The sequence below is a fragment of the Coriobacteriia bacterium genome (genome assembly GCA_013336165.1).
GTDB lineage: Bacteria > Actinomycetota > Coriobacteriia > Anaerosomatales > JAAXUF01 > JAAXUF01.
The window spans coordinates 1-20577 of sequence record JAAXUF010000020.1; the positions used below are offsets into that span (position 1 = coordinate 1).

Annotated in this window: 20 protein-coding genes; 17 read left to right on the forward strand and 3 right to left on the reverse strand. The window is 60.8% G+C overall.

Features of this window, described 5'->3' with window-relative positions:
* The 9 genes from HGA39_09480 to HGA39_09520 form a co-directional block, all read left to right on the forward strand.
* On the forward strand, positions 1-408 hold a 408-nt coding region (locus tag HGA39_09480), incomplete at its 5' end, for a DUF4405 domain-containing protein (protein ID NTW29573.1).
* 179 nt (positions 409-587) lie between these two features.
* A complete protein-coding gene (locus HGA39_09485; protein ID NTW29574.1) occupies positions 588-1847 on the forward strand; it encodes a DNA repair exonuclease in 1260 nt (419 codons plus the stop codon).
* On the forward strand, positions 1844-4360 hold the full coding sequence (locus tag HGA39_09490) for an AAA family ATPase (GenBank protein ID NTW29575.1): 2517 nt from the start codon (positions 1844-1846) through the stop codon (positions 4358-4360). Before HGA39_09485 ends, HGA39_09490 begins: the two co-directional genes overlap by 4 nt.
* Positions 4361-4402: 42 nt before the next feature.
* On the forward strand, positions 4403-5035 hold the full coding sequence (locus HGA39_09495; GenBank protein NTW29576.1) for a phosphoribosyltransferase: 633 nt from the start codon (positions 4403-4405) through the stop codon (positions 5033-5035).
* A 35-nt stretch (positions 5036-5070) separates the two neighbouring features.
* On the forward strand, positions 5071-9501 hold the full coding sequence (locus tag HGA39_09500) for a 2-hydroxyacyl-CoA dehydratase (protein ID NTW29577.1): 4431 nt from the start codon (positions 5071-5073) through the stop codon (positions 9499-9501).
* Between the two features lie 99 nt (positions 9502-9600).
* Positions 9601-9924: a winged helix-turn-helix transcriptional regulator gene (locus tag HGA39_09505; protein NTW29578.1), complete on the forward strand. Its 324-nt coding sequence runs from the start codon at positions 9601-9603 to the stop codon at positions 9922-9924.
* A gap of 32 nt (positions 9925-9956) precedes the next feature.
* Entirely contained in the window at positions 9957-10199 is a 243-nt protein-coding gene (locus HGA39_09510) for a thioredoxin family protein (GenBank protein ID NTW29579.1), read from the forward strand.
* Positions 10200-10232: 33 nt separating this feature from the next.
* Positions 10233-11180 carry a permease gene (locus HGA39_09515; GenBank protein NTW29580.1) on the forward strand — a complete coding sequence of 316 codons (948 nt, stop codon included), beginning with the start codon at positions 10233-10235 and terminating at the stop codon, positions 11178-11180.
* A gap of 3 nt (positions 11181-11183) precedes the next feature.
* Positions 11184-11756, forward strand: coding sequence for a 3'-5' exonuclease (locus tag HGA39_09520; GenBank protein ID NTW29581.1), 573 nt, complete (start codon positions 11184-11186; stop codon positions 11754-11756).
* 454 nt (positions 11757-12210) lie between these two features.
* Here HGA39_09520 and HGA39_09525 read toward each other — a convergent pair whose 3' ends face one another.
* Positions 12211-13446 carry a hypothetical protein gene (locus HGA39_09525; protein ID NTW29582.1) on the reverse strand — a complete coding sequence of 412 codons (1236 nt, stop codon included), beginning with the start codon at positions 13444-13446 and terminating at the stop codon, positions 12211-12213.
* A 473-nt stretch (positions 13447-13919) separates the two neighbouring features.
* Here HGA39_09525 and HGA39_09530 point away from each other — a divergent pair, with 473 nt between their 5' ends.
* The 3 genes from HGA39_09530 to HGA39_09540 all read left to right on the forward strand — a co-directional run bounded on the left by HGA39_09530 (position 13920) and on the right by HGA39_09540 (position 16824).
* On the forward strand, positions 13920-14306 hold the full coding sequence (locus HGA39_09530; GenBank protein ID NTW29583.1) for an IS30 family transposase: 387 nt from the start codon (positions 13920-13922) through the stop codon (positions 14304-14306).
* A gap of 543 nt (positions 14307-14849) precedes the next feature.
* Positions 14850-15254, forward strand: a complete 405-nt coding sequence (locus HGA39_09535) for a cytochrome c3 family protein (GenBank protein NTW29584.1) — start codon at positions 14850-14852, stop codon at positions 15252-15254.
* A gap of 13 nt (positions 15255-15267) precedes the next feature.
* A complete protein-coding gene (locus HGA39_09540; protein ID NTW29585.1) occupies positions 15268-16824 on the forward strand; it encodes an FAD-binding protein in 1557 nt (518 codons plus the stop codon).
* Positions 16825-17124: 300 nt separating this feature from the next.
* Here the strand turns inward: HGA39_09540 and HGA39_09545 are convergent, their stop codons facing one another.
* Together HGA39_09545 and HGA39_09550 are read right to left on the reverse strand one after the other, a co-directional pair.
* The gene (locus HGA39_09545) at positions 17125-18306 is read right to left on the reverse strand and encodes a site-specific integrase (GenBank protein ID NTW29586.1); all 1182 of its coding nucleotides are present in this window, start codon (positions 18304-18306) and stop codon (positions 17125-17127) included.
* Positions 18299-18616 carry a helix-turn-helix transcriptional regulator gene (locus HGA39_09550; GenBank protein ID NTW29587.1) on the reverse strand — a complete coding sequence of 106 codons (318 nt, stop codon included), beginning with the start codon at positions 18614-18616 and terminating at the stop codon, positions 18299-18301. Before HGA39_09550 ends, HGA39_09545 begins: the two co-directional genes overlap by 8 nt.
* Positions 18617-18837: 221 nt before the next feature.
* On the opposite strand from HGA39_09550, the gene HGA39_09555 reads away from it, so the two are divergent.
* From HGA39_09555 to HGA39_09575, 5 genes are all read left to right on the forward strand, one after another.
* Positions 18838-19077, forward strand: coding sequence for a helix-turn-helix domain-containing protein (locus tag HGA39_09555; protein NTW29588.1), 240 nt, complete (start codon positions 18838-18840; stop codon positions 19075-19077).
* Positions 19074-19292 carry a hypothetical protein gene (locus HGA39_09560; GenBank protein NTW29589.1) on the forward strand — a complete coding sequence of 73 codons (219 nt, stop codon included), beginning with the start codon at positions 19074-19076 and terminating at the stop codon, positions 19290-19292. Before HGA39_09555 ends, HGA39_09560 begins: the two co-directional genes overlap by 4 nt.
* Positions 19293-19426: 134 nt before the next feature.
* On the forward strand, positions 19427-19873 hold the full coding sequence (locus HGA39_09565) for a hypothetical protein (GenBank protein ID NTW29590.1): 447 nt from the start codon (positions 19427-19429) through the stop codon (positions 19871-19873).
* On the forward strand, positions 19870-20259 hold the full coding sequence (locus tag HGA39_09570) for an HNH endonuclease (protein NTW29591.1): 390 nt from the start codon (positions 19870-19872) through the stop codon (positions 20257-20259). Before HGA39_09565 ends, HGA39_09570 begins: the two co-directional genes overlap by 4 nt.
* Positions 20256-20577: hypothetical protein (locus tag HGA39_09575; GenBank protein NTW29592.1), on the forward strand; the 322-nt coding region annotated here is incomplete at its 3' end. The genes HGA39_09570 and HGA39_09575, both read left to right, overlap by 4 nt.

The window sequence follows — 20577 nt, forward strand, 5'->3', positions numbered from 1 at the left end:
GTGAGCCTCGGCGTGCTCCTCGTGGCGCTCGTGCACACGATCCTTCACTGGGACTGGACGACAGATACCCTCAGACGCTTCGCCGGCAGGCTCTCGGTGGCCTCCCGCTGGAACCTGGTCATCGACGTCGTGCTCTTCGTTGCGCTCATGGTTTGCATGGTCTCCGGGATTATGGTGTCCCGGCATGTGCTCATCGCCTTCGGCCTCTTCGCCCCGGGCTACTTCGTCTGGAACCCTCTGCACTCCATCTCGGCGACAGTGGTACTCGCGCTGGTGCTTGTGCACCTCGCCATGCACTGGAAGTGGATCGCCGTGGCGATGAGAAGCCGGGTGATCGATCCGATCCGGGGAAGAGTCGGGACGGATGCGGGGGAGCCGAGTGAGGATACCGCCCGCGAGGCGTCGTAGACGAGGTTCGACATGAGTTGCATGAGGACGCTGCATTCTCGGGTGGCTCTATGCGGTTATGTCGGCGATTGCGCCTGACCGGTTAGATTGCCCGAACCGGTGAGTTGGATCTTCGCATCCCTTTTGTCAGTGCCGACTGCTAGCATTGCATCAAGACGCTGAAGAGGGGATTTCCAACTGTGTCCAGCCGAGTAACGTTCGTCCACGCCGCAGATCTGCATCTCGACGCGCCATTCGCGGGTATCGTCGCCGCCAACGAGCGCGTAGGCACCGCGCTTGCCGAGGCCACCTACACTGCGTTCGTGCGCATTGTCGACGTCTGCATCGAGCGAAGCGCTCACTTCCTTATCATCGCAGGAGATGCTTACAACACCGCCGATAAAAGCCTGCGCGCACAGCTGGCGTTCCACAAACAGATGGAGCGCCTGGCGGCCGCCGGCGTTGAGGTCTTCATCACTCACGGGAATCACGATCCCGCCAACGGCTGGTCGGCGGGCTTGGGCCTGCCCGAATCGGTGCACGTGTTTCCCGCGGATCGCGTCGGGCGCGTGGAGGTCGTGCGCGACGGCGAGCTGATCGCCGCAGTCTACGGACGCAGCTTCCGGAAGGCCGCCGAGACCGAGAACCTGGCGCTCGGGTACCGTCGCGAAGGAGCCGAGCCGGTGGCGATCGCGATGCTGCACGCCAACGTCGGCAGCAACACTGACTACGATCCCTACGCGCCGGCAACGCTTGCGGACTTGCGCTCCGCGGGCATGGACTACTGGGCTCTCGGCCACATCCACAAGCAGGAAGTGCTAGCGCGCGACCCCTGGATCGTCTACGCGGGCAGTGCCCAGGGGCTGTCACCCAAGGAGACGGGGCCGCACGGCTGCCTCGTCGTCGAGATCGCGCCCGGGGGAGCGGTATCGGTCGAGCATGTCGAGACCGCTCCGGTGGCCTGGGCGCAGCTGAGTGTCGACGTGAGCGAAGCGGCCACGCTGGAAGAGGTGCGCGCGTCCGTCGCCTCCGCGTGCGAGCGGACCCGGGCGGATGCGGGCAGAAATGCGATCGTACGCATCACACTGACGGGTCGTACTCTCGCGCACGCGGACCTCGTGCGGCCCGGGGTTCTCGGCGAGCTTGCCGAGTTCGTGCGAGACGAGGAAGCAGCGGCGGAGCCGTGGGTATGGCTGGATCGCCTCGAGGACCGGACGGCAGCGCCGATCGATCTGGCGTCGGTGAGGGCGGGCGGGGACTTCGCCGCCGAGCTGGTGCGCGTCGCCGACGACCTTGCGGATGACAATGCTGCGCTCGAGACCCTTCTGGGTGAGATATGCAGACCGATCGCCACCACGCTGTCTGGCTACGCGCCGCATGAATCGGCATCTGAGTTTTTGGTGCGAGCGCGAGATCTCGCACTCGATCTCCTGATGGCCGAGGGAGGTGCGGGCCGATGAAGCTCGAACGCATCGAGGCCCTGCGCTACGGCGCGCTTGAGAATGCATGCATTGAGGGGCTTGGCCAGGGGTTGACGGTTGTGCTGGGCCCAAACGAGTCGGGCAAGAGCACGTTCACCGCTCTCACGAGGCATGTCCTGTACGGCTATCCGGACGCGCGCACTAGGGAAGTCGGCTACACGTCCGCGACAGGTCCGCGGGCTGCGCGACTTGTGTTTGCCGATCCCGATGGTGAATGGGCGGTCGATCGCCTTGATGGCCCGAAACGCGGTCCAGTCACCGTGCGTACGCTACGCGGTGCCGAGCGGCCCGGTCTTCTCGGCGAGCTCGTGGGCGGGGTGAGTGAACAGTCGTACAAGGTCGTATTCGGCTTCGGGATCGACGAGCTGGCGGAAATTGAGAGCGCTGCGGGCAACGACATCGTCGGGCGGCTGTATGCGGCGGGAGCTGGTTTGGGCGTAAACCCGATGGACGTACGTGCCCGGCTCGAGCAGCTCGCTGGGGAGCGCTTCATGGCGCGGGCGTCCAAGCCTGCGGTCAATGCGAATGTCGCTCAGATGCGCGAGTTGAGGGACCGGATTCGTGTTCTCGAGGACGAGGCTGCGCGCTACGCCGGCGAGCAGGAGCGGCTGAGACGACTCGATGAGGAGGTCGTGCCGCTCAAGGCACGCCGCGCCGAGCTTGAGGCACAGGCGATCGGTCTGGAGCGCGACGCCCAGCGAGGCGAGGATGCACTCGAGCAGCTCGCGGAAATCGAGTCGCGCCTCGCGGCGACCAACAGCGAGATCACCGAACTTGAACGCAGCGTCGACCTCATCGCCGTCGACGAGCGGATCCTTGCCAACGCCCCGGCTCTATCGACTGTCTTGGAGGGTGCACCGGTATTCGCGCAGCGCCTTGAACGTATTGCGGCTCTTGAGGCCTCCGTGGACGAAACGCGTCGGCGAATCCGCCAGATGTCTGAGCTACCGGAGGCGGCGACCGATTCGGTTGAGAACCGCACGATGGTCGACTCGTACCGCGATCGACTTGCCGCGCTGCGGGCCGAGTCTGAGGCCGCCGCGCGCAACGCAGAGTTCGCAGAAACCCGCGCGGCGGGCAATGACGCCGTCATGGCCGAGCCTGCGGGCAAGGCGGCGAAGCGCAGGTCCCAGGGGCTGCTGGTCGTGAGCGCCGCTGCTGCCGTGGTCGGCGTGGCGATCGCCGGAGCCGGGCTGCTTTCGGGCCAGGTTGCAGCTGCCGTGCTCGGAGGCGCAGTGACACTGATCGGTTTGATTGCGCTCATAGCTCTGCTCGTCCGGCGTCCCGCACCCGTCGAGCAGTCTTTGGCCGCTGAAGCGGCGCGCCTGAAGGCGGACGCGAAGGCCCAACGCGACTACTCGATCCGCGCGGCGCAGAAACTCTCAGACCTCGAGGCCGAGTGGCTCTCATGGCTTGCCGATCACCATCTGGAGAAGTTTGGGAGCGAGTCGGCGGCCGTCAGGCAGCTTCTTGAGCAGCTCCGTGAGCGGTGCCAACTCGAAGTCGACGCAGAGCGCCTTGCGGCCGAGGCGCAACGTGAGCGGTCGGCCGCTGAGGACTGGGTCGTGCGTCTTGTTGATGTACATAGCTTCGATGAGACAGCGGGGCAACTGCCGCCCCTCTCGGTCGCCGCTGAACTCGCCGCGCGGGCCAAGGCGGCGCTGCAGCGTACGATCCAGGACGACGCAGAGCGCTCGGATCTCATGCGCAGGCTTGATGCGTCGAAGACGGAGTCCCACAAGCTGGCCAAGATGGCAACCGTCGTACGGTCGGTGCTCCAGGAACTCTCCGTGAGGCATGATGTGGACTCAATGGATCCCGTGCCGAGACTCAGGGCGTTCAGCATTGCTGCCCGAGAAGAACTGGAGCGACTCCGTACTCACGTCGACGAAGTCTCGAGCGAGGCCTCCATGCTGCGCGGCAAACTCAATGAGGACGGCCGTGGCAATGAGATGGCCCGCTTGCGTCAGCAGATGGAAGGCTTGCGGGCCTCAGCAACGGACGCGGCGGACGCATACGTCGTCCAGAAGCTAGCCGTCGGCCTGCTTGATCGCGCTCGCGAGCGCTTCGAGCGGGAGCGACAGCCTGAGGTCGTGCGGACCGCTGCCAGGGTGTTCTCGGCAATGACGCAGGGCCGGTACACCGATCTGCGCGTGTCGCTGGACAGCGGCGAGGTCGTGGTGCTTGCGGCAGACGGCACGCAGCGCATCAGCTCTCAGCTATCGCGCGGCACCGCCGAGCAGCTGTACCTGGCGCTGCGGGTCGGGCTCATCGGCTCGCTCGGCGAGTTGGGTCGATCCCTACCGGTCCTGATGGACGACGTCGTGGTGAACTTCGATCCCGAGCGGCGCGCCGGCGCGGTGGCCGCCGTCTCCGAACTCGCGGCGATGCGGCAGGTCGTCTTCTTCACCTGCCATCCCGAAACCGCAGATGTGCTCGTCGGCTCGGTGCCGGGGGCTTTGCTCGTCACGCTGGAGCGTTGTGCGCTGTAGCCTGCGCGCAAATGCGGGTACAAGCACGGTGGGTGATGGCGGATGTTTGCGGATCGGTCAGATGCAGGTCGTCAGCTCGTTCAGCGATTGCGGTCGTACGCCGGCATGCGCGACGCAGTGGTTCTGGGGATCCCGCGCGGCGGGGTGGTTGTGGCCGCTGAGGTTGCGCGCGAACTCGGTCTTCCCCTCGATGTGATCGTCGCTGCGAAGATCGGCGCACCCGGCAATCCCGAGTATGCGATTGGCTCGGTTACGGCGGATGGCGCGGTGCTCGCGAACGCCGCTTCCGGCTACGCCGCCCACGAGGTCGAGCAGCTTTCGGGACCCGCCAAGGCCAAGGTCGCCCAGAGGATCCTGCACTATCACCGCGACGGGCCTGCCGAGAGCATCGCCGGCCGCGTCGCCATCATCGTGGACGACGGACTCGCAACCGGCCTTACCGCCGAGGCGGCAGCGGCGTATGCGCGCCGGCAAGGCGCGGCGCGCGTGGTCCTCGCGGTTCCGGTCGCATCCGAAAGCGCCGTGCGCGCCCTCAAATCGCAGGTGGACGACCTCGTCGCACTCGAGATTCCGGCAGGTTTCGCGGCCGTGGGGCAGTTCTATGCCTACTTCGACCAGACGTCGGACAAAGAAGTCGAGCGGCTCCTCGCGGGTGGCGCAGGCCAAGTGGCGTAGACTGTGATGTGGCTTCTTTGTGAACTGCAGAGGCGATGCCACGCTTGAAACGCATCGCTGATATTCTATTATGTCAGCGTCTCTCGGCGAGACCCCTGATCCGTTCGCGTGAAAGAGAGCACACGTTGCACGTTGGCTTGGATGTCGGCTCCACGACTGTGAAGATTGTGATGCTCGATGAGCACAACAATCTCGTTCACAGCAGTTACGCGCGCCATTTTGCCGAGATCAGGGGAACCATCCGCGATCTCATCGACGAAGCGTACCGGCAGGTCGGCGACCAGGATGTCACGGTCACGGTAACGGGTTCGGCGGGGCTTTCGGTCTCCAAGTGGCTTGGGCTGCATTTCGAGCAGGAAGTTATTGCCTGCAACGAAGCCGTCCAGGTGTTCATTCCGCAGACGGACGTCGTCATCGAACTGGGCGGCGAAGACGCCAAGATCACCTTCTACGGCAACGGCATCGAGCAGCGCATGAACGGTTCATGTGCCGGCGGCACGGGAGCCTTCATCGACCAGATGGCCACGCTGCTGGGCACGGATGCGGCCGGGCTGAATGAACTTGCAAGCCGCCACAAGATCATCTATCCGATCGCTGCTCGCTGCGGCGTCTTTGCGAAGAGCGACATCCAGCCGCTGCTTAACGAAGGCGCGGCCAAAGAGGACATCGCGGCGTCCGTGTTCCAGTCGGTCGTCAACCAGACCATCAGCGGCCTCGCTTGCGGTAGGGCGATTCGCGGCCATGTTGCGTTCCTCGGCGGGCCGCTTCACTTCCTGCCCGAGTTGCGCACGCGTTTCACCGAGACTCTCAAGCTCGATGCGGAGCACTCCATCTGCCCGGAGAACGCGCAGTTCTACGTCGCGATCGGTGCTGCGCTGGATTCGAAGAAGCAATCGCACATCTCGCTTCGGACGCTCGTTGACAAGCTGCCGTCGCTCGGCGACGCTCAGCTTGCCGAGGTACGCCGCCTGACTCCGCTGTTCGCAGACGAGGCCGACCTCGCAACCTTCCGCGAGCGCCACGGTCGCACGCGGGTCACTCGGCGGGAGCTGGAGGGGTTTGCAGGGGAGTGCTTCCTCGGCGTCGACGCGGGCTCGACAACCACGAAGGTCGTACTGATCGACACCGACGGCGCCCTGCTGTTCTCGTACTACGGCGGCAACGAAGGCAAGCCGGTCGAGTCGACGGTTCGGGTGCTCAAGGACCTTTACGCCAAGCTGCCCGCCGACGCCACGATCGTGCGTTCGATGGTCACCGGCTACGGCGAGGCGCTGCTCAAAGCGGCGCTTCGCATCGACGACGGCGAGATCGAGACGATCGCGCACTACACGGCCGCCGAGCACTTCTACCCCGGCGTCGACTTCATCCTCGACATCGGCGGGCAGGACATGAAGTGCCTGCAGATCCGAAACGGGGTCATCGACAGCATCATGCTCAACGAAGCCTGCTCCTCGGGCTGCGGATCGTTCATCGAGACGTTTGCGCACTCGCTCAACCTTCCCGTCGCCGACTTCGCCGAGAAGGCCCTGCTCGCCGAGCAACCCGTCGACCTAGGCTCGCGCTGCACGGTGTTCATGAACTCCAAGGTGAAGCAGGCGCTCAAGGAGGGTGCTTCGGTCGGCGATATCTCGGCAGGTTTGTCGTACTCGGTGATCAAGAACGCGCTGTTCAAAGTCATCAAGATCCGCAACCCGAAGGACCTAGGCGAGCGCATTGTCGTGCAGGGCGGCACCTTCTACAACGAGGCTGTGCTGCGCGCCTTTGAGCTTGTGACCGGGCGGGAAGCGATCAGGCCCGAGATCGCGGGGCTTATGGGCGCGTACGGAGCGGCCCTCATCGCGAAGAAGCGCTGGGCGGCGCAGTTCACTGCGAAGGTCGACGCCGCACCCGCGCCGGAGGCGGTCCCCGCCAGCACACTCATCTCGGCGGAGAAGCTGGCGACGTTTGGGTACAAGACGTCAACCAGTCGCTGCCGGGGCTGTACGAACAGCTGCCTCCTCACGGTGAGCACCTTCCCGGACGGGGGACGTTTCGTCTCGGGCAACAGATGCGAGAAGATGACCGGCGGCAACAATAGTGCGCAGGGCATCCCCAATATCTTCGACTGGAAGTACAAGCGCCTCTTCGCCTATGAACCGCTCTCCGAGGCGCAGGCCCCGCGCGGCACGATCGGCATTCCGCGTGTGCTCAACATGTACGAGAACTATCCGTTCTGGTTCACGTTCTTCACCAAGCTTGGCTACCGCGTTCAGTTGTCCGCCGAGTCGTCGAAGGACATCTTCGCGCTGGGCAGCGAGACGATTCCTTCCGAATCCGCATGCTATCCGGCCAAGATTGCCCACGGGCACATCCAGTGGCTGGTAAACGCCGGAGTCAAGCGCATCTTCTACCCGTGCATCATCTGGGAGCGGCGCGAGAAGGACAGCGCGAACAACCACTACAACTGCCCCATGGTCATCTCGTATCCCGAGGTCATCAAGAACAACATGGAGGTCTTGCGCGAGAACGGCATCACCTTCATGAACCCCTTCCTGCCCTACGACGACGCCAAGCGCCTCAAGATCGCCCTCGCCGAGCAGTTCGGGCCGCTCGGCATCTCCAAATCTGAGATCGCCTCGGCTGTCGATGCCGCATGGGCCGAGGATGCCGAGTTCAAGCGTGAGGTGCGCGCCAAGGGCGAGGAGGTTCTCGGCTGGCTTGCGAAGACAGGTGGCCGAGGGCTCGTGCTCGCGGGACGCCCGTACCACCTCGATCCGGAGATCAACCACGGAATCCCCGAGATGATCACTGGCTTTGGGGCGGCGGTACTCACCGAGGACTCCGTCGCGCATCTCGGCGATGCGGTGAGGCCGCTTCGCATCGTCGACCAGTGGATGTACCATACCCGGCTCTACGCCTCGGCTGGCGTGGTGGCGAAGAACCCCAAGCTCGAGCTCATCCAGCTCAACTCGTTCGGCTGCGGACTCGACGCGGTGACGATCGACCAGGTGCAGGAGCTGATGCACGCACATGGCCGGATCTACACGAACCTGAAGATCGACGAGCAGAGCAACCTCGGGGCGGCTCGCATTCGCGTCAGATCGCTGAAGGCGGCGATCGAGGAGCGCGGGGAGAGCGTGGCGCCCCCGGTGCCCGTGACCGGGCACAAGCGACTGCTGTTCACGACCGAGATGAAGCAGACGCATACCATCCTCGCGCCGCAGATGGCGCCGATCCACCTCGAATTCCTCGAGGAGGTCATGGCGTCACAAGGCTACCGGTTCGAACTCCTTCCTGAAGTCGACCAGGAAGCCATCGACGAGGGCCTCAAGTACGTCAACAACGACGCCTGCTACCCGTCGATCGTCGTGATCGGCCAGCTTCTGCAGGCGTTACAGTCTGGCCGATACGACTTGAGCCGCACATCGGTCGCGATCACACAGACCGGCGGATGTTGCCGAGCGACCAACTACATCGGGCTGCTGCGCAAGGCTCTCCGCGAAGCGGGCTTTGCCGAAGTCGCGGTCGTCTCGGTCAACACAGCAGGCCTCGAGAAGAATCCCGGCTGGAAGATGTCGCCCAGCATTCTGAAGAAGGCGATCGACGCCGTCGTCTACGGCGACCTTCTCAGCCGCTGTCTGCACCGCGTCCGTCCGTATGAGGTTGTGCCCGGCTCGGCCGACGCGCTGCTGCGTGAGTGGATTCCGCGCTGCAAGGAGACGGTCATCTCCGGTGACAAGCGGGCGTTCAAGGCGAACATCCGGGCGATCGTGCGGGACTTTGACACGCTCGAGATCTCGGGTGCCAGGAAACCCAGAGTCGGCATCGTCGGCGAGATCCTTGTGAAGTACCACCCCGCGGCCAACAACAACGTCGTCAAGCTGATCGAGCACGAAGGCGCCGAGGCGGTCATTCCCGATCTGCTCGATTTCTTCCTGTTCAAGGGCTACAACTCGATCTTCAACTACAAGGTCATGAAAATGGGCCGCAAGAAACTCCTCACCGGCCGCATTCTCATCGCTTACCTTGAGAACGCCCGCAAGGAAGCACGCCGAGCACTGGAGGCCAGCGAGCGATTCGAAGCTCCCGCATCGATCTACCACAAGGTTGGTCTCGTGGACGGCGTCGTCTCCACCGGCAATCGCAGCGGAGAAGGCTGGTTCCTCACCGCCGAGATGATGGAGCTCATCGAGACCGGCACGCCCAACATCGTGTGTGTGCAGCCGTTCGCCTGTCTACCCAATCACGTGACGGGCAAGGGCATGATCGGCGAGCTGCGCCGACGCTACCCCGAGTCCAATATCACGCCGATCGACTACGATCCGGGTGCCAGTGAGGTCAACCAGCTCAATCGCATCAAGCTCATGCTTGCTGTCGCGTTCAAGAACCGCGACATGCGCGAAGCGGCTTCCTCGGCTGCCGCCGAGAAGGCCGCGGCAATCCGGCCGACGCTTGATGGGGCGGCAACGGCGCCTGCCGAGGCGTAGGCAAGCCGCCAACTCGCAGACTCAGAACACGAGCGCCTTGACTCGAGGACACGCAGCGTCTACTCTCAATTCGATAAGTATCGAAGTGAGGATTATCCAGTGCAGACCGAACCATCCGCAGCCCCGCTCGGCCTCCAAGTCGACGCCGCGTTCCGCGCGCTCGCCTCGGCGCAGCGTCGCGAGATTCTGCGCATCCTCGGCGAATCGACTCCCGATGCCGGCAAGACGTGTTGCGGTGCGGAGGAACTCTGTGGCTGCAAGCTTGCCGAGCGGATGGGGCTTGCCGCGTCAACGATCTCGCATCACATGAGCGCGCTGACGGAGGCGGGTCTCGTGGGGATGCGCCGCGACGGCAAGTGGGCGTACTACACGCTTCGACGCGACGCATTGGAAGCGGTCAAGACGGAGATCAGCGCGCTCTGAAGAGAGCCACTCAACACGAGGAAGAGAGTCCAATGGTAATCAAAGTGCTCGGTTCCGGATGCGCCAACTGTCAGAAGCTTGAGGCTCTCGCTGCGCAGGCCGTCGCTGATCTCGGCCTGGACGCAGAGGTTCTTCACGTCACCGACATCGCACAGATCATGGGCTATGGCGTCATGTCGACTCCGGCACTCGTAGTCGACGAGCAGGTCAAGATCTCGGGCCGAGTGCCGTCTCTTGCGGAAGTGGTCGCGGTACTGCGCGACTCCGCGAAGTAGCTGCTCACAGTGTCCTTCGACATCTTCGCTCCGCTGCAGTGGCTTGCCGACCGTATCGCGTACGGTCTTCTCGGCCTGTCGCCGGACAGCAAGCTGGGGTCTTCGGTCGACTTCTTCTTCTACGACGTCCCCAAGATCCTGCTCCTACTCGTGGTCATCGTGTTCGCCGTGGCCCTGATCAGGTCGTTCTTCCCGCCCGAGAAGACCCGCGCGTTCCTGTCGCGCTCGCGCCTCTACGCCGGCAACGTGCTCGCGGCACTGCTCGGCGTGGTGACGCCGTTCTGTTCATGCTCGGCGGTACCGCTGTTCATCGGCTTCGTTGAGAGCGGCGTGCCGCTAGGTGTGACGTTCTCATTCCTCATCGCGAGCCCGATGGTCAATGAAGTCGCGCTCATCCTGCTGCTGGGGATGTTCGGCTGGCAGATCGCGGCGCTCTACCTCGTGTGCGGCCTCGCCGTCGCGATCGTGGGCGGCATCATCATCGGCAAGCTGGGGCTCGAGGACCAGGTCGAGGAGTACGTCCGCGCGATCCGCCTGGGCGAGAGCGAAATGCCGACGATGACGTGGGCGCAGCGGTTCGCCTACGCGCGCGGATACGTCGCCGAGATCGTCGGCAAGGTGTGGCCGTACGTGGTGGGTGGCATCGCGGTCGGCGCGGCCATGCACGGCTACATTCCGGCCGACGCACTCGCCCGATGGGCCGGGCCGAGCAACCCATTCGCGGTCCCCGTGGCGGTCCTCGTGGGGATTCCGCTCTACAGCAACGCTGCCGGCGTGATTCCGCTGGTGAGCGTGCTGACCGAGAAGGGCGTCGCGATGGGGACGGTGCTCGCCTTCATGATGGCGGTCACCGCCCTCTCGATCCCGGAGCTCATCATCCTGCGCAAGGTCATCAAGCCCAAGCTCATCGCCGTGTTCGTGGGGATCAACGCCGTGACGATCATGCTGATCGGCTACCTGTTCAACTGGGTGCTGGGGTAGCGCGTGGCCGCGACTTCTTCGTCCGAGACCTGGGTCGCCATCGACTTCGAGACCGCGACGCGCGAGGCGACCAGCGCCTGCGCCCTCGGCGTCGCCATCGTGCGCGACGGCCGCGTGGCTGATCGCCGATCTTGGCTCATCCAGCCGCCGTTCAACGAGTATGAGTACCGCAACATGCTTATCCACGGCATAAGCCCCGAGGACACCGAGCTCGCCCTGGACTTCCGTGAGGTATGGTTCGAGCTCCAACCCATCCTTGCCGAGGGGCCGCTGCTGGCGCACAACGCCGTATTCGACGTGCGCGTACTGCGAGCGCTGCTCGGCTCCTTCGAGCTGCCGAATCCCGCTCACGAGTACGTCTGCACGGTCGGCTTGTCTCGAGCCGCGTTTCCGGAGTTGCGCCGCCACACGCTCGATGCGATGTGCGACCACTGCGGCATCGCCCTGCGACACCACGATGCAACGTCCGATGCCGAGGCATGCGCCCATGTGGCGCTCACGTGTGCCGAGGTGGCAGGAGCGAAGTCGATCAGGGACGCGGTGCGGCGGCTGGGAGTGAAGGTCGGGAGAGTGTAGGGCGCAAACATGAAGTCGGCGGGAGTGGTTCCTCGCCGACCTGCAGTCTTCTGTGGTGCCCCCGGGCTGGTTCGAACAGCCGACACTAGGTTTAGGAAGCCTGCCGTTAGGGGCGATTACGGACCCTGACCTGCCTTTTGGTTCGCACCGTGGTTGTGCTCGGATACCCTGCCAAACGGTGGATTATCTGAGCCCCGTAGCATTTCCGTAGCAGATTCAGGTGAACACAACTGCTTCAAGTGCGGAATCAGCGCGATACGAGGATCGCCATAGTATCCATGTGCGGGAGTAGGTGACGGGCGTGAGTCATCACAGAGGAACTGGTCATCTGTCGGAGCCGGATCTAGCCCAAGTCGGCGGCTAGGCCAGGTCACGGAAATATTGGGCCAAGTGGCCACCGGTTCTGACCGGGAGCGGGCATCTTAGAGAGGAGGCCTCTTCGCGACGTCGATCATCAGTTATGCGTATCAGGCACGAGGCGGCGCTCGTTACGTGTGTATTGAATAGTACTTCGGGAGCCATAACTGGCTTCTGTCTGACGTTCGTCAACCAAGTCAATCAGTTCCTGCTTCGTGTTGATTCCCAGCTTGCGATAGATGCTCTGTGAGTGTCCGCGAACGGTTCCCGGCACGAGGAAGAGCATGTTCGCCATTCTCTTGAAACTATGCCCCTGAGAAATCAGAAACATGATCTCGGTCTCGCGGCCAGTTAGACCTGCTCTTTTCGCAATTGTCATGCACATATCCCGCCGAGACTGGGGGTCTTCCCCAAAGTTGACGTGTCTCTTTCGAGAGGCCGGTGAGCTTAGGAACAGGAGTACTGCGGAAACCAGTATCACGACCGTTGCCGTGATGAAGACGGATAGATACTCTGTGGCCGATGGTTCAAGACTGCGGGCAAGTCCCGGAATGAAATAGCGGTTCAGCAGCGTCGGCACGACTTTCACCGCGACAAGAGACGGCCCAAAGACCAATACAGATGAGAGCTGATTCTTGTGAACTTCATTGCACAATACTATCCAGATCACTATCTCGAAGCAGTCTACTCCCGCTACGACGATTCCCAATCCCATGCGGAGTAGTCTCGAATCCAAGGCATCTAAGAGAACAACCGAGAATGCCGCTAAGAGAAACAGAATGACTAGCAGAATCCAACTCGGCTGAATCCTAGGGGCGTGCCCTGCTTTTCTCCGCAGCAACAGTATGCTGAAGAGTACAACTCCGAGGATGATCACAGTCGTTTCCACTCGTTCCGCAAGGGTGAAATTACCCTGAATAACCAAGCCTTGAATGAGCCTACCTCCCAGAACGAAAAGGGCAAGAACACCCAGAAGGCCCAGTGGGAGTTTTCGTAATAACCCAAATGAGAAACTCGGTTTGTACGCGTCTTTCGGTGGAGAGTGATACCAGAGCAGTGCGGAGCCTGCAAGTGATACGAGACTGAACAGAACATATATCGTCCGTATCGGCTGGGTTCTCGAGAACGTACCCAAGGAAAGAACTGCGCTGAGCAGGAATGAGACCGCGATACAGATGAATGCAGCCTTATTGTCTACGCGCACTAGTGTACTGGCCCAAGCGAAGGTGAGCGTTGTGTAGCTGAGGACGACGCAGAAGATCCCAAGACCCCATAGACTCGCGGCCGCTAAGCCGCACAAGGGGGCAATGAAGACGAGCACTTCTCCGAGCATCCCTGCTCCCGCAAGCAACAGTACGAGTCTACGTCTCGTGAGAAGACAGGGTTCGAGTCGTTGGCGAAAGAGGACGGCAACGGCAATCAGGAACACCAGCGAGGTCATCACCATATAGAAGGAGGTCCTTGCGGAGTTGTACTGGTCCGAGTAGTTCAGGAACAGTAAGCAGAAATCCGACTGTCGAAAGAAGGGCCAGTAGAGTCCCAAGCCAAGGGTTGCAAGAGTAAGGCGAATCCTATCTCTCGATGCCATGCGTTCACCCCTCGTATCGGCGCAAGACTCCTAGAGGTTTCTAGCCACTTGCTCAGGATAGTACTCAAGGTAGCCATGAGATAGGCCGCAGGGTGAATGGGTAATGCCACCTTGCCAACTGGCTTTGAAGTCACGCAAGGCGAGAGGCATTCTAGCCTGCGTTTGCTGTCCCTCCGCGTGGCCATTCCCAAGATGCAGGCGGAGATCTCTGGAAACACATGCGGCAGTCATCCAAGAAGCGCCGAAAACGCTACCGCTCCTACGACTCACGCGGAAGACTCGCAGGCAAACGGCACATTTCCGAACGACCGCCGGAAGTTGAGAGCCGAGAAGTGATAGGGCATTGGGAGATAGATACGGTCAAGAGAGACTCACAAGCGATGCACACGGTGGTGACAATGGTGGAGCGAAAGACGGGCTATCTGGTGATGGGTAAGCTGGAACGGCACTGTGCTGCCGACACCACCGCGCGCACGGTCGAACTCATCAACGCGCACCGCGGACGAGTCACGACGATCACCTCAGACAACGGCAGCGAGTTCCACGCAAGGCCACCGGGACCGAGTTCTACCCGCGTCAGAGCAGGTGTTGCATTTCAACCTTGAAGTCAGACAGGGCAGTAGTCCTCGTCAATCGAAGTCAGAGGTCCGAGAATATCGGCGACTGCACCTCTGCGAAGCTGGAACGTTCCATTTCTGGCTCTTCCATATCGAGTAGAGCTGGACTCCAGGATGCTCATCTCAGGTCGGATCGGCCGCCTCACATTTTGTAAGGGTGCCTCTCACCCAAGACGTCACATTTTGCGGGGTGTCAGGTCGTCTCGTCTCCCACACGATGGATCGACAAAGCTGTATGCACACGGTGTCTGGAGGAGAGGAGAAGCACGAGCGGCGAGCGCAACAGTATTCCGAAATCGGGAGTCAGGCAGAATCGGAGGAGGGCGTTCTATGGAAAGCGATAAGACGGAGGTCGGTGAGGCTCAGTCGGTTAGCACGAGAGTAGAGAGTGAGTCTTCGCGTAATCCACATGGCAGGCGCAAGCTATACATCGGGGTTGGCGTTGCCGTGATCCTTGTGGGCGCGCTCGTTGTAGGTGGGCTAGCTTGGCATAAGTCACCAAGTTTCTGCAGCACTGTCTGTCACAAGGCCATGGGTTCGTACGTCGCTGGTTTCTACTCGGACGACAATGACCTTCTCATAACGAAGCACTCTGCTGCGAACGTCAAGTGTCTTGACTGTCACGAGGCCACTTTGGGCCAGCAGTTGCGTGAAGCGCTTGCCTACGTGCGGGGTGACTACGCTTTTGGCGATGTCACAATCGGGACCAGGGAGTTCTGTCTCTCGTGTCATGACTGGGATGAGATCGTCGAGGCCACATCCGATTGGACTGGCAAGGTGACCGTCTACAACACGACAGGCATCTACAACCCACACAACAACCACAGGGGAGATGCCGACTGTCTCAGCTGTCATAGCATGCACAGCCAGTCAATTCTGAAGTGCGCCGAGTGTCATGAAGTTGCAGTCCCTGACGGCTGGCTTGGGTATGAGTAGAGGGAGGCACACAATGGAGGAAGGCACACATGAAGTCACTGCCGGTCTTTCTAGGCGCAGCTTCTTGGTCGGTGCCGCGCTGGCGGGCGCTGGCGTCATCGGTACGAGCATCGTCGGATGCTCACGAGACAATGAGGATACGAAGAAGACTGGCTTCACGCCCACCGAGTTCTTTGACGCAGAAGTAGTCGTCTGCGGCACCGGTACCGCAGGAATGAGCGCGGCCATTCGTGCTGCTCAACTTGGGGCCAAGGTTATTGTTGTCGAAGTACTGACGGAAAACGGGGTGGGTGGCAATTCAAAGTACGTGGAAGCGACATGGAAGGCAGGCGACGCCGCAGCCATCGAAAAGGCAGTCGCCGCCTTCGTTGAGTACCACAAAGGAGCGGTAAACTTCCGCGTGGTTCGCAAGTTCTGCAACGATTCTCTGAGAGTTCAGACTTGGGCGGTGAGTGAAGTCGGCGTTCAGATGAATCCCGCTGTGCCCGGGAAGTACCTCGGCGGAGGGCAGCAGGCAATGGCGACCATGTATGAATTCGCCAAAGGTCTCGGCGTGACATTCATCTTCAATGCGCGCGCAGAGGAACTCGTGGTCAACAACGATGGTTCAGTGGCCGGAGTGATATGCAGTCGCCTGAACGGAAACCGCTTGAAAGTCACCACCCCGGTTGTCGTAATCGCCACGGGGGGCTTTGCGGCCAACAAAGAAATGTTCGAAGAGTACACGCACTACAACTATGACAATCTTATCGCGTACGGCTCAATGGGCTCCCAAAGAGGCGATGGTATCAAGATGGGGCTGTCTGTTGATGCTGCGCTCCATCATCCAGAGGCCATCAACTTCTGCAGCCCTGTATTGCCTGGCCATTTCAACAAGTCCGCTCTAGTGATCTGCGGCTGCAATCAGGCCGATCAAATATGGGTCAATCAGGATGGCGAACGGTTCTGTGACGAAAGTATCATCAACGACTGGACGCTCAGTGGCAACGCAGGTGCTCTCCAGCCTAAGATCTTCACCGTTTTTGACACTGCTTTCGTCAAACACATTCAGACCGAGGGCCCGGTCACGAAGCGCAGCAACTATTTCGTTGCCAATGTCCCAGTTCCAGGTTTCCTTGAAGAGATCGAGAAGGGACTCACTCGGGATCATCCGCGAATTGTCAGATCAGACACTCTCAAAGGTTTGGCTGATGCCTTGGAGATTGACCCCGATACGTTCGTGGAAACGGTCAACACATGGAACCAGTACTGTGACAAAGGCTATGATGCCGACTTTCTGCATCCAAAGAAGTACATGCGGAAGGTCTCGGTCGGACCGTTCTATGGCTGCAAGACCATGCTTGCCTACTACGCAAGTGTCAACGGTCTTAGGGTCGACGAACATGCGCGCGTACTGACCCGAGAAGGGAAGAGGGTTCTTGGATTGTATGCTGGAGGCGGAGATGCGGGGGCAATCTTCGGCGGATGCTACGACGTGTCCATTGCTCCCGGTTCGACGCAGTGCTGGGCGCGCTCGACCGGGGTTTGGGCCGCAGAACATGCGGTAAACACATATCTTCCTGGCCTATAGCTGGAGACAGATGCCCGTTTGGAGGGAGGGGAACCGCGGCCTCTTGTCCTCCAAACGGGATCGTGGATTTCGCAGAGGGACTCGCCGGCAAGAATGGCTGCGTAGCATTTCCGTAGCAGTCGCGAGATTGAGCTCCAACTCACCAGAAGGGCGGGGGAGTAATACCCTCGCCCTTCTGCGGTCTTCCGTGGTGCCCCCGAGACGATTCGAACGTCCGACACCAGGTTTAGGAAACCTATTTATTGCCTACCACGAGTGACGGATAGGGACTAAACCGCAGGTAATACATGGCGCTTCGCTTCATTCCATCCCTGCTGATACCTGCTTATCCCTAGCACTTGTGGGGTGGTTGTGGGGTCGGCGCAGTGTCTGCACCTTGGCGGCGTACGGTTCTTCGATGATGAGACGCGGGCGGATGTAGCGGCGCTCAGTGACTTCTGAGGTGTCGTGCCCGGAGTGATCCGCAATCGACTTCGCGTCTGCCCCAGCCTCGCTCATGAGTGTGCAGTGCGTGTTGCGCAGATAGCGCAGTGGTATCCACGGCAGGTTGAGGGCTTTCATGTCGTGCTGGTATGCCCTCCGCAGCTGGTCCGGCTTCATGGGCACTACCGGCCCGATTCCGCGCGCCTTCCAGAGGACGTCTGCGAGGAAGGCTGGAGCGATCAACACGCGGTGGCTCTTCTTCGACTTCGGTTCTGAGTACCAATCCTCTGATCCTACCTGATGGCGCCCACGTCTGATGTAGACGATTGCTTGTGCTGGAATGTCTTGCTCGGGTAGTTCCTTCTTGACGGGCGCAGTCAGTTCGATGTCTTTCCAGTCCAGCCCACATACCTCGCTACGTCTGATGCCTAGACCGAGAGCCAGGGACACTGCGAGCTCAAGCCTTGTCCCGGAAAAGGCGTCAAGCATTGCGTTGAACTGGTCAAGATCCAAGACGATGATCTCGCAGCAGGATACCTTAGGAGCATGAGTTCCGGCTGACGGATCTTTCTCGATCATGTCCCAGGCGACAGCCTGTCTCAAGGCGTGTCTGAGAACGGAGTAGGCGTGAGCCGCAGTCTGCGGCTTCACCCCGTCTGAGACCATCTGAGCCGTCCATGTGTCTATCGTGTGGCGTGTAACCTTCTGGAGCCGCAAGTGCCCGATCCGTGGATTGATGTGCACGGCGATCTTGCTCTTGTAGCCTTCAACGGTGGTCTTTCTGAGGCCACTGCCAATGCGGCTGTCGCAATAGGGGATGTATCTCTTGTCGAGATATTCCTTCAGCGTCACGTTCCCCGACGGCGCGACAAGTCCGGCCAATTCAAGGATGCGGTCAAGCTCCTCCTCGGCGTCCTTCCGTGTCCCACGGAACGTATGGTCAGTCCATCTGCGGTTGCGCGTGACCGGATCGCGATCTCGCTCAACACGGATGCGGTAGACGCCCTTCTTGCCCTTCACTTGGGTGACTGACCCAAGGGCGCGACGCATGTTACTCAACACCTCTCTTGAACGGCATGAAGTACTCCATGCCGCCCTCGGGCTCAAGCACGCGCGTTAGAAGGACCAACTCGTCGGCGCTCGGGTTATAGACCCCGCGCTCGATGCGGTACATGACGCCACGAGATATTCCCTTGTCGAGATGATGGTCGCTCACGTATTGCTCGATTGCCTCAAGCAGTGGCGGCACCGATCTCATACCCTTCCGAATCCGCGCGATCATCACCCGCTGTGAAAGTTCTTCCAAATCGATAAATGCCGTCTCCGGTACCGGCTCATTCAGAGATTCCCGATCCAATTGATCCTCCATGTATTCAGCCTCCGTAATCACGTTCTGTCCCCCGCTTCTCGTGAGTCTAGCACTATATGTCCCTATCTGTCACGTCGTGCCCGAAACACTCACAGAATACGGAGGTGGTCTGACACGTCTATACCCAGAATTATATATCAATCCTTGCACAATGTTCCACAACCTTCTAAGATGGGTACAACGTTACAGAGACAGAATCTTGTGCTAGGAATGAGGACGACGTGCCAGATAGAGACCAGCCAGAGATTGTCTATGTCGCCCCGGTTCAACGCTTAGCTCTTACGGTCGAAGAGGCTGCTGCGGCTATCGGTATCAGCAAGAACGCGCTCTACGAAGACCTCATAAAGCGCGATGCGATCCCTTATCTCAAGTTCGGGCGAACGATCCGCATACCAGTGTCGGCGCTGACTAAGTGGCTCGACGAAAAAGCAGAGGAGCATGCGACGGTGATTGAACGATGACTAAGAGGATCGTGCTGATCGATCCCGATAGGGCTGATGCACGTATGGCCGAGCTGTGTATCGACGCGGCGTGGCTGTCGAAACAAACCGGCATCAACAAGCTGACTATCTATCGAGCAATCCGAGGAGAGCAAGTCAGGCGATCCACGATCCGCCTGATCGCGGAAGCCCTGGATATCCCTGTAGTTGAGATCACAGCCGGGGTAGTTCAGTAATGAGGCTCCGTAATCGTTGGACCAAGGCCACCTTCTGGACTGACGGAGACCTCTGCCGTTGGCCACGAGACAAGCGCGACTTCTACCGATCCCTCTGGGCTTGCGCCGAAGACTCCTGCTGCCTCGAGGACGACATGTTTTCGGTGAAGCTGACGGCATGGCCGTCTCCTCTTGACCAAGACATGAGCGTCGAGCAATTCGAGACATGGCGCGACGAGCTGATCGCAGAAGGCAAGCTAGTCAGCTACCAAATCAGCGGGAAAGACTACCTCTACATCCCGGCGATGGCGGTACACGAGAACCCGCGAAATCCGCAGGCTCCCGACGTTCCTCTGCCTTCTTGGGTGACATGGGTAGGCAACGACAAGGACTGGCGCAAGGGTCACTACGAGCATACAACCGTTGTACAACAGTTGTACAACCCGCTTACAAGTCCCCCTGTCCTGACCTGTCCTGTCCTGTCCTCTACTGACCTAATAGTAAAGCCTGTGGACACTGTGGATACGGTGGACGACACCGATCCAGCCTCAGTTCGCGAAGCCCTTAGAGCTTCCTACACAGGACTGAGGGCAGTCGAATGACATTCCCTCGACCCTGCGTCCGCTGTGGAATCAGGATCCCTTCCGGGAGCTACTGCCCGAAGTGCAAGCCCGCTCCACTCCCTGAGCGCACCGAGGCCCAGCGCCTCAAGTCCCAACCACATCGCAAGAACTACGCCCGTGGTGAGTACCTCCGCAACCGCAAGGCTCGCTACGAACTCGTCGGCGGAGTGTGCGAAGTCTCCGGATGCGGGGCCGAACTCAAAGGCCATCTCTTCCCGCTGGGCGTGCCATGGGAAGCCCATCACAACGTCGCTCTCATCGACGGGGGAGACAACAGCGTCTCGAATCTCCGCTGCCTGTGTGACGAGTGCCATCACCGCATCACCGCCATCACCCGGAGGAATCGGAAGGAAGCCAAGCAATGACCGACGCCACACTTGCCGAGGCCCTGAAAGCCCTCAGTGCGCCATTTGAGCTGAATCAGATCGAGCTGCTTCCGAGGTTCACCGGGCAGAAGGTCCAGGAGAACGGGAAGTACGTCATTCCGCGGGACGCCTACAAGCGGTGCGAGGAGTGTGGCGGCTACCACGCATTCCCCTGCGTGCACCTCTCATACGTCGGGCATGCCGGCGTGACCATGCGTCTCCTCGAGGTCGACCCGCTGTGGAACTGGGAGCCGGTTGCAACCAACGAGGACGGCACACCGAAACTCACGATCATCGAGGGAAAGCCCGGCCTATGGA

Coding starts and splice junctions, on each gene's coding strand:
- HGA39_09510 (NTW29579.1), top strand. CDS start 9,957: ATGGTAATCAAAGTGCTCGGTTCCGGATGCGCCAACTGTCAGAAGCTT.
- HGA39_09570 (NTW29591.1), top strand. CDS start 19,870: ATGACATTCCCTCGACCCTGCGTCCGCTGTGGAATCAGGATCCCTTCC.
- HGA39_09560 (NTW29589.1), top strand. CDS start 19,074: ATGACTAAGAGGATCGTGCTGATCGATCCCGATAGGGCTGATGCACGT.
- HGA39_09525 (NTW29582.1), bottom strand. CDS start 13,446: ATGCTCGGAGAAGTGCTCGTCTTCATTGCCCCCTTGTGCGGCTTAGCG.
- HGA39_09540 (NTW29585.1), top strand. CDS start 15,268: ATGGAGGAAGGCACACATGAAGTCACTGCCGGTCTTTCTAGGCGCAGC.
- HGA39_09565 (NTW29590.1), top strand. CDS start 19,427: ATGTTTTCGGTGAAGCTGACGGCATGGCCGTCTCCTCTTGACCAAGAC.
- HGA39_09550 (NTW29587.1), bottom strand. CDS start 18,616: ATGGAGGATCAATTGGATCGGGAATCTCTGAATGAGCCGGTACCGGAG.
- HGA39_09535 (NTW29584.1), top strand. CDS start 14,850: ATGGGTTCGTACGTCGCTGGTTTCTACTCGGACGACAATGACCTTCTC.
- HGA39_09530 (NTW29583.1), top strand. CDS start 13,920: ATGCGGCAGTCATCCAAGAAGCGCCGAAAACGCTACCGCTCCTACGAC.
- HGA39_09490 (NTW29575.1), top strand. CDS start 1,844: ATGAAGCTCGAACGCATCGAGGCCCTGCGCTACGGCGCGCTTGAGAAT.
- HGA39_09495 (NTW29576.1), top strand. CDS start 4,403: ATGTTTGCGGATCGGTCAGATGCAGGTCGTCAGCTCGTTCAGCGATTG.
- HGA39_09500 (NTW29577.1), top strand. CDS start 5,071: ATGCCACGCTTGAAACGCATCGCTGATATTCTATTATGTCAGCGTCTC.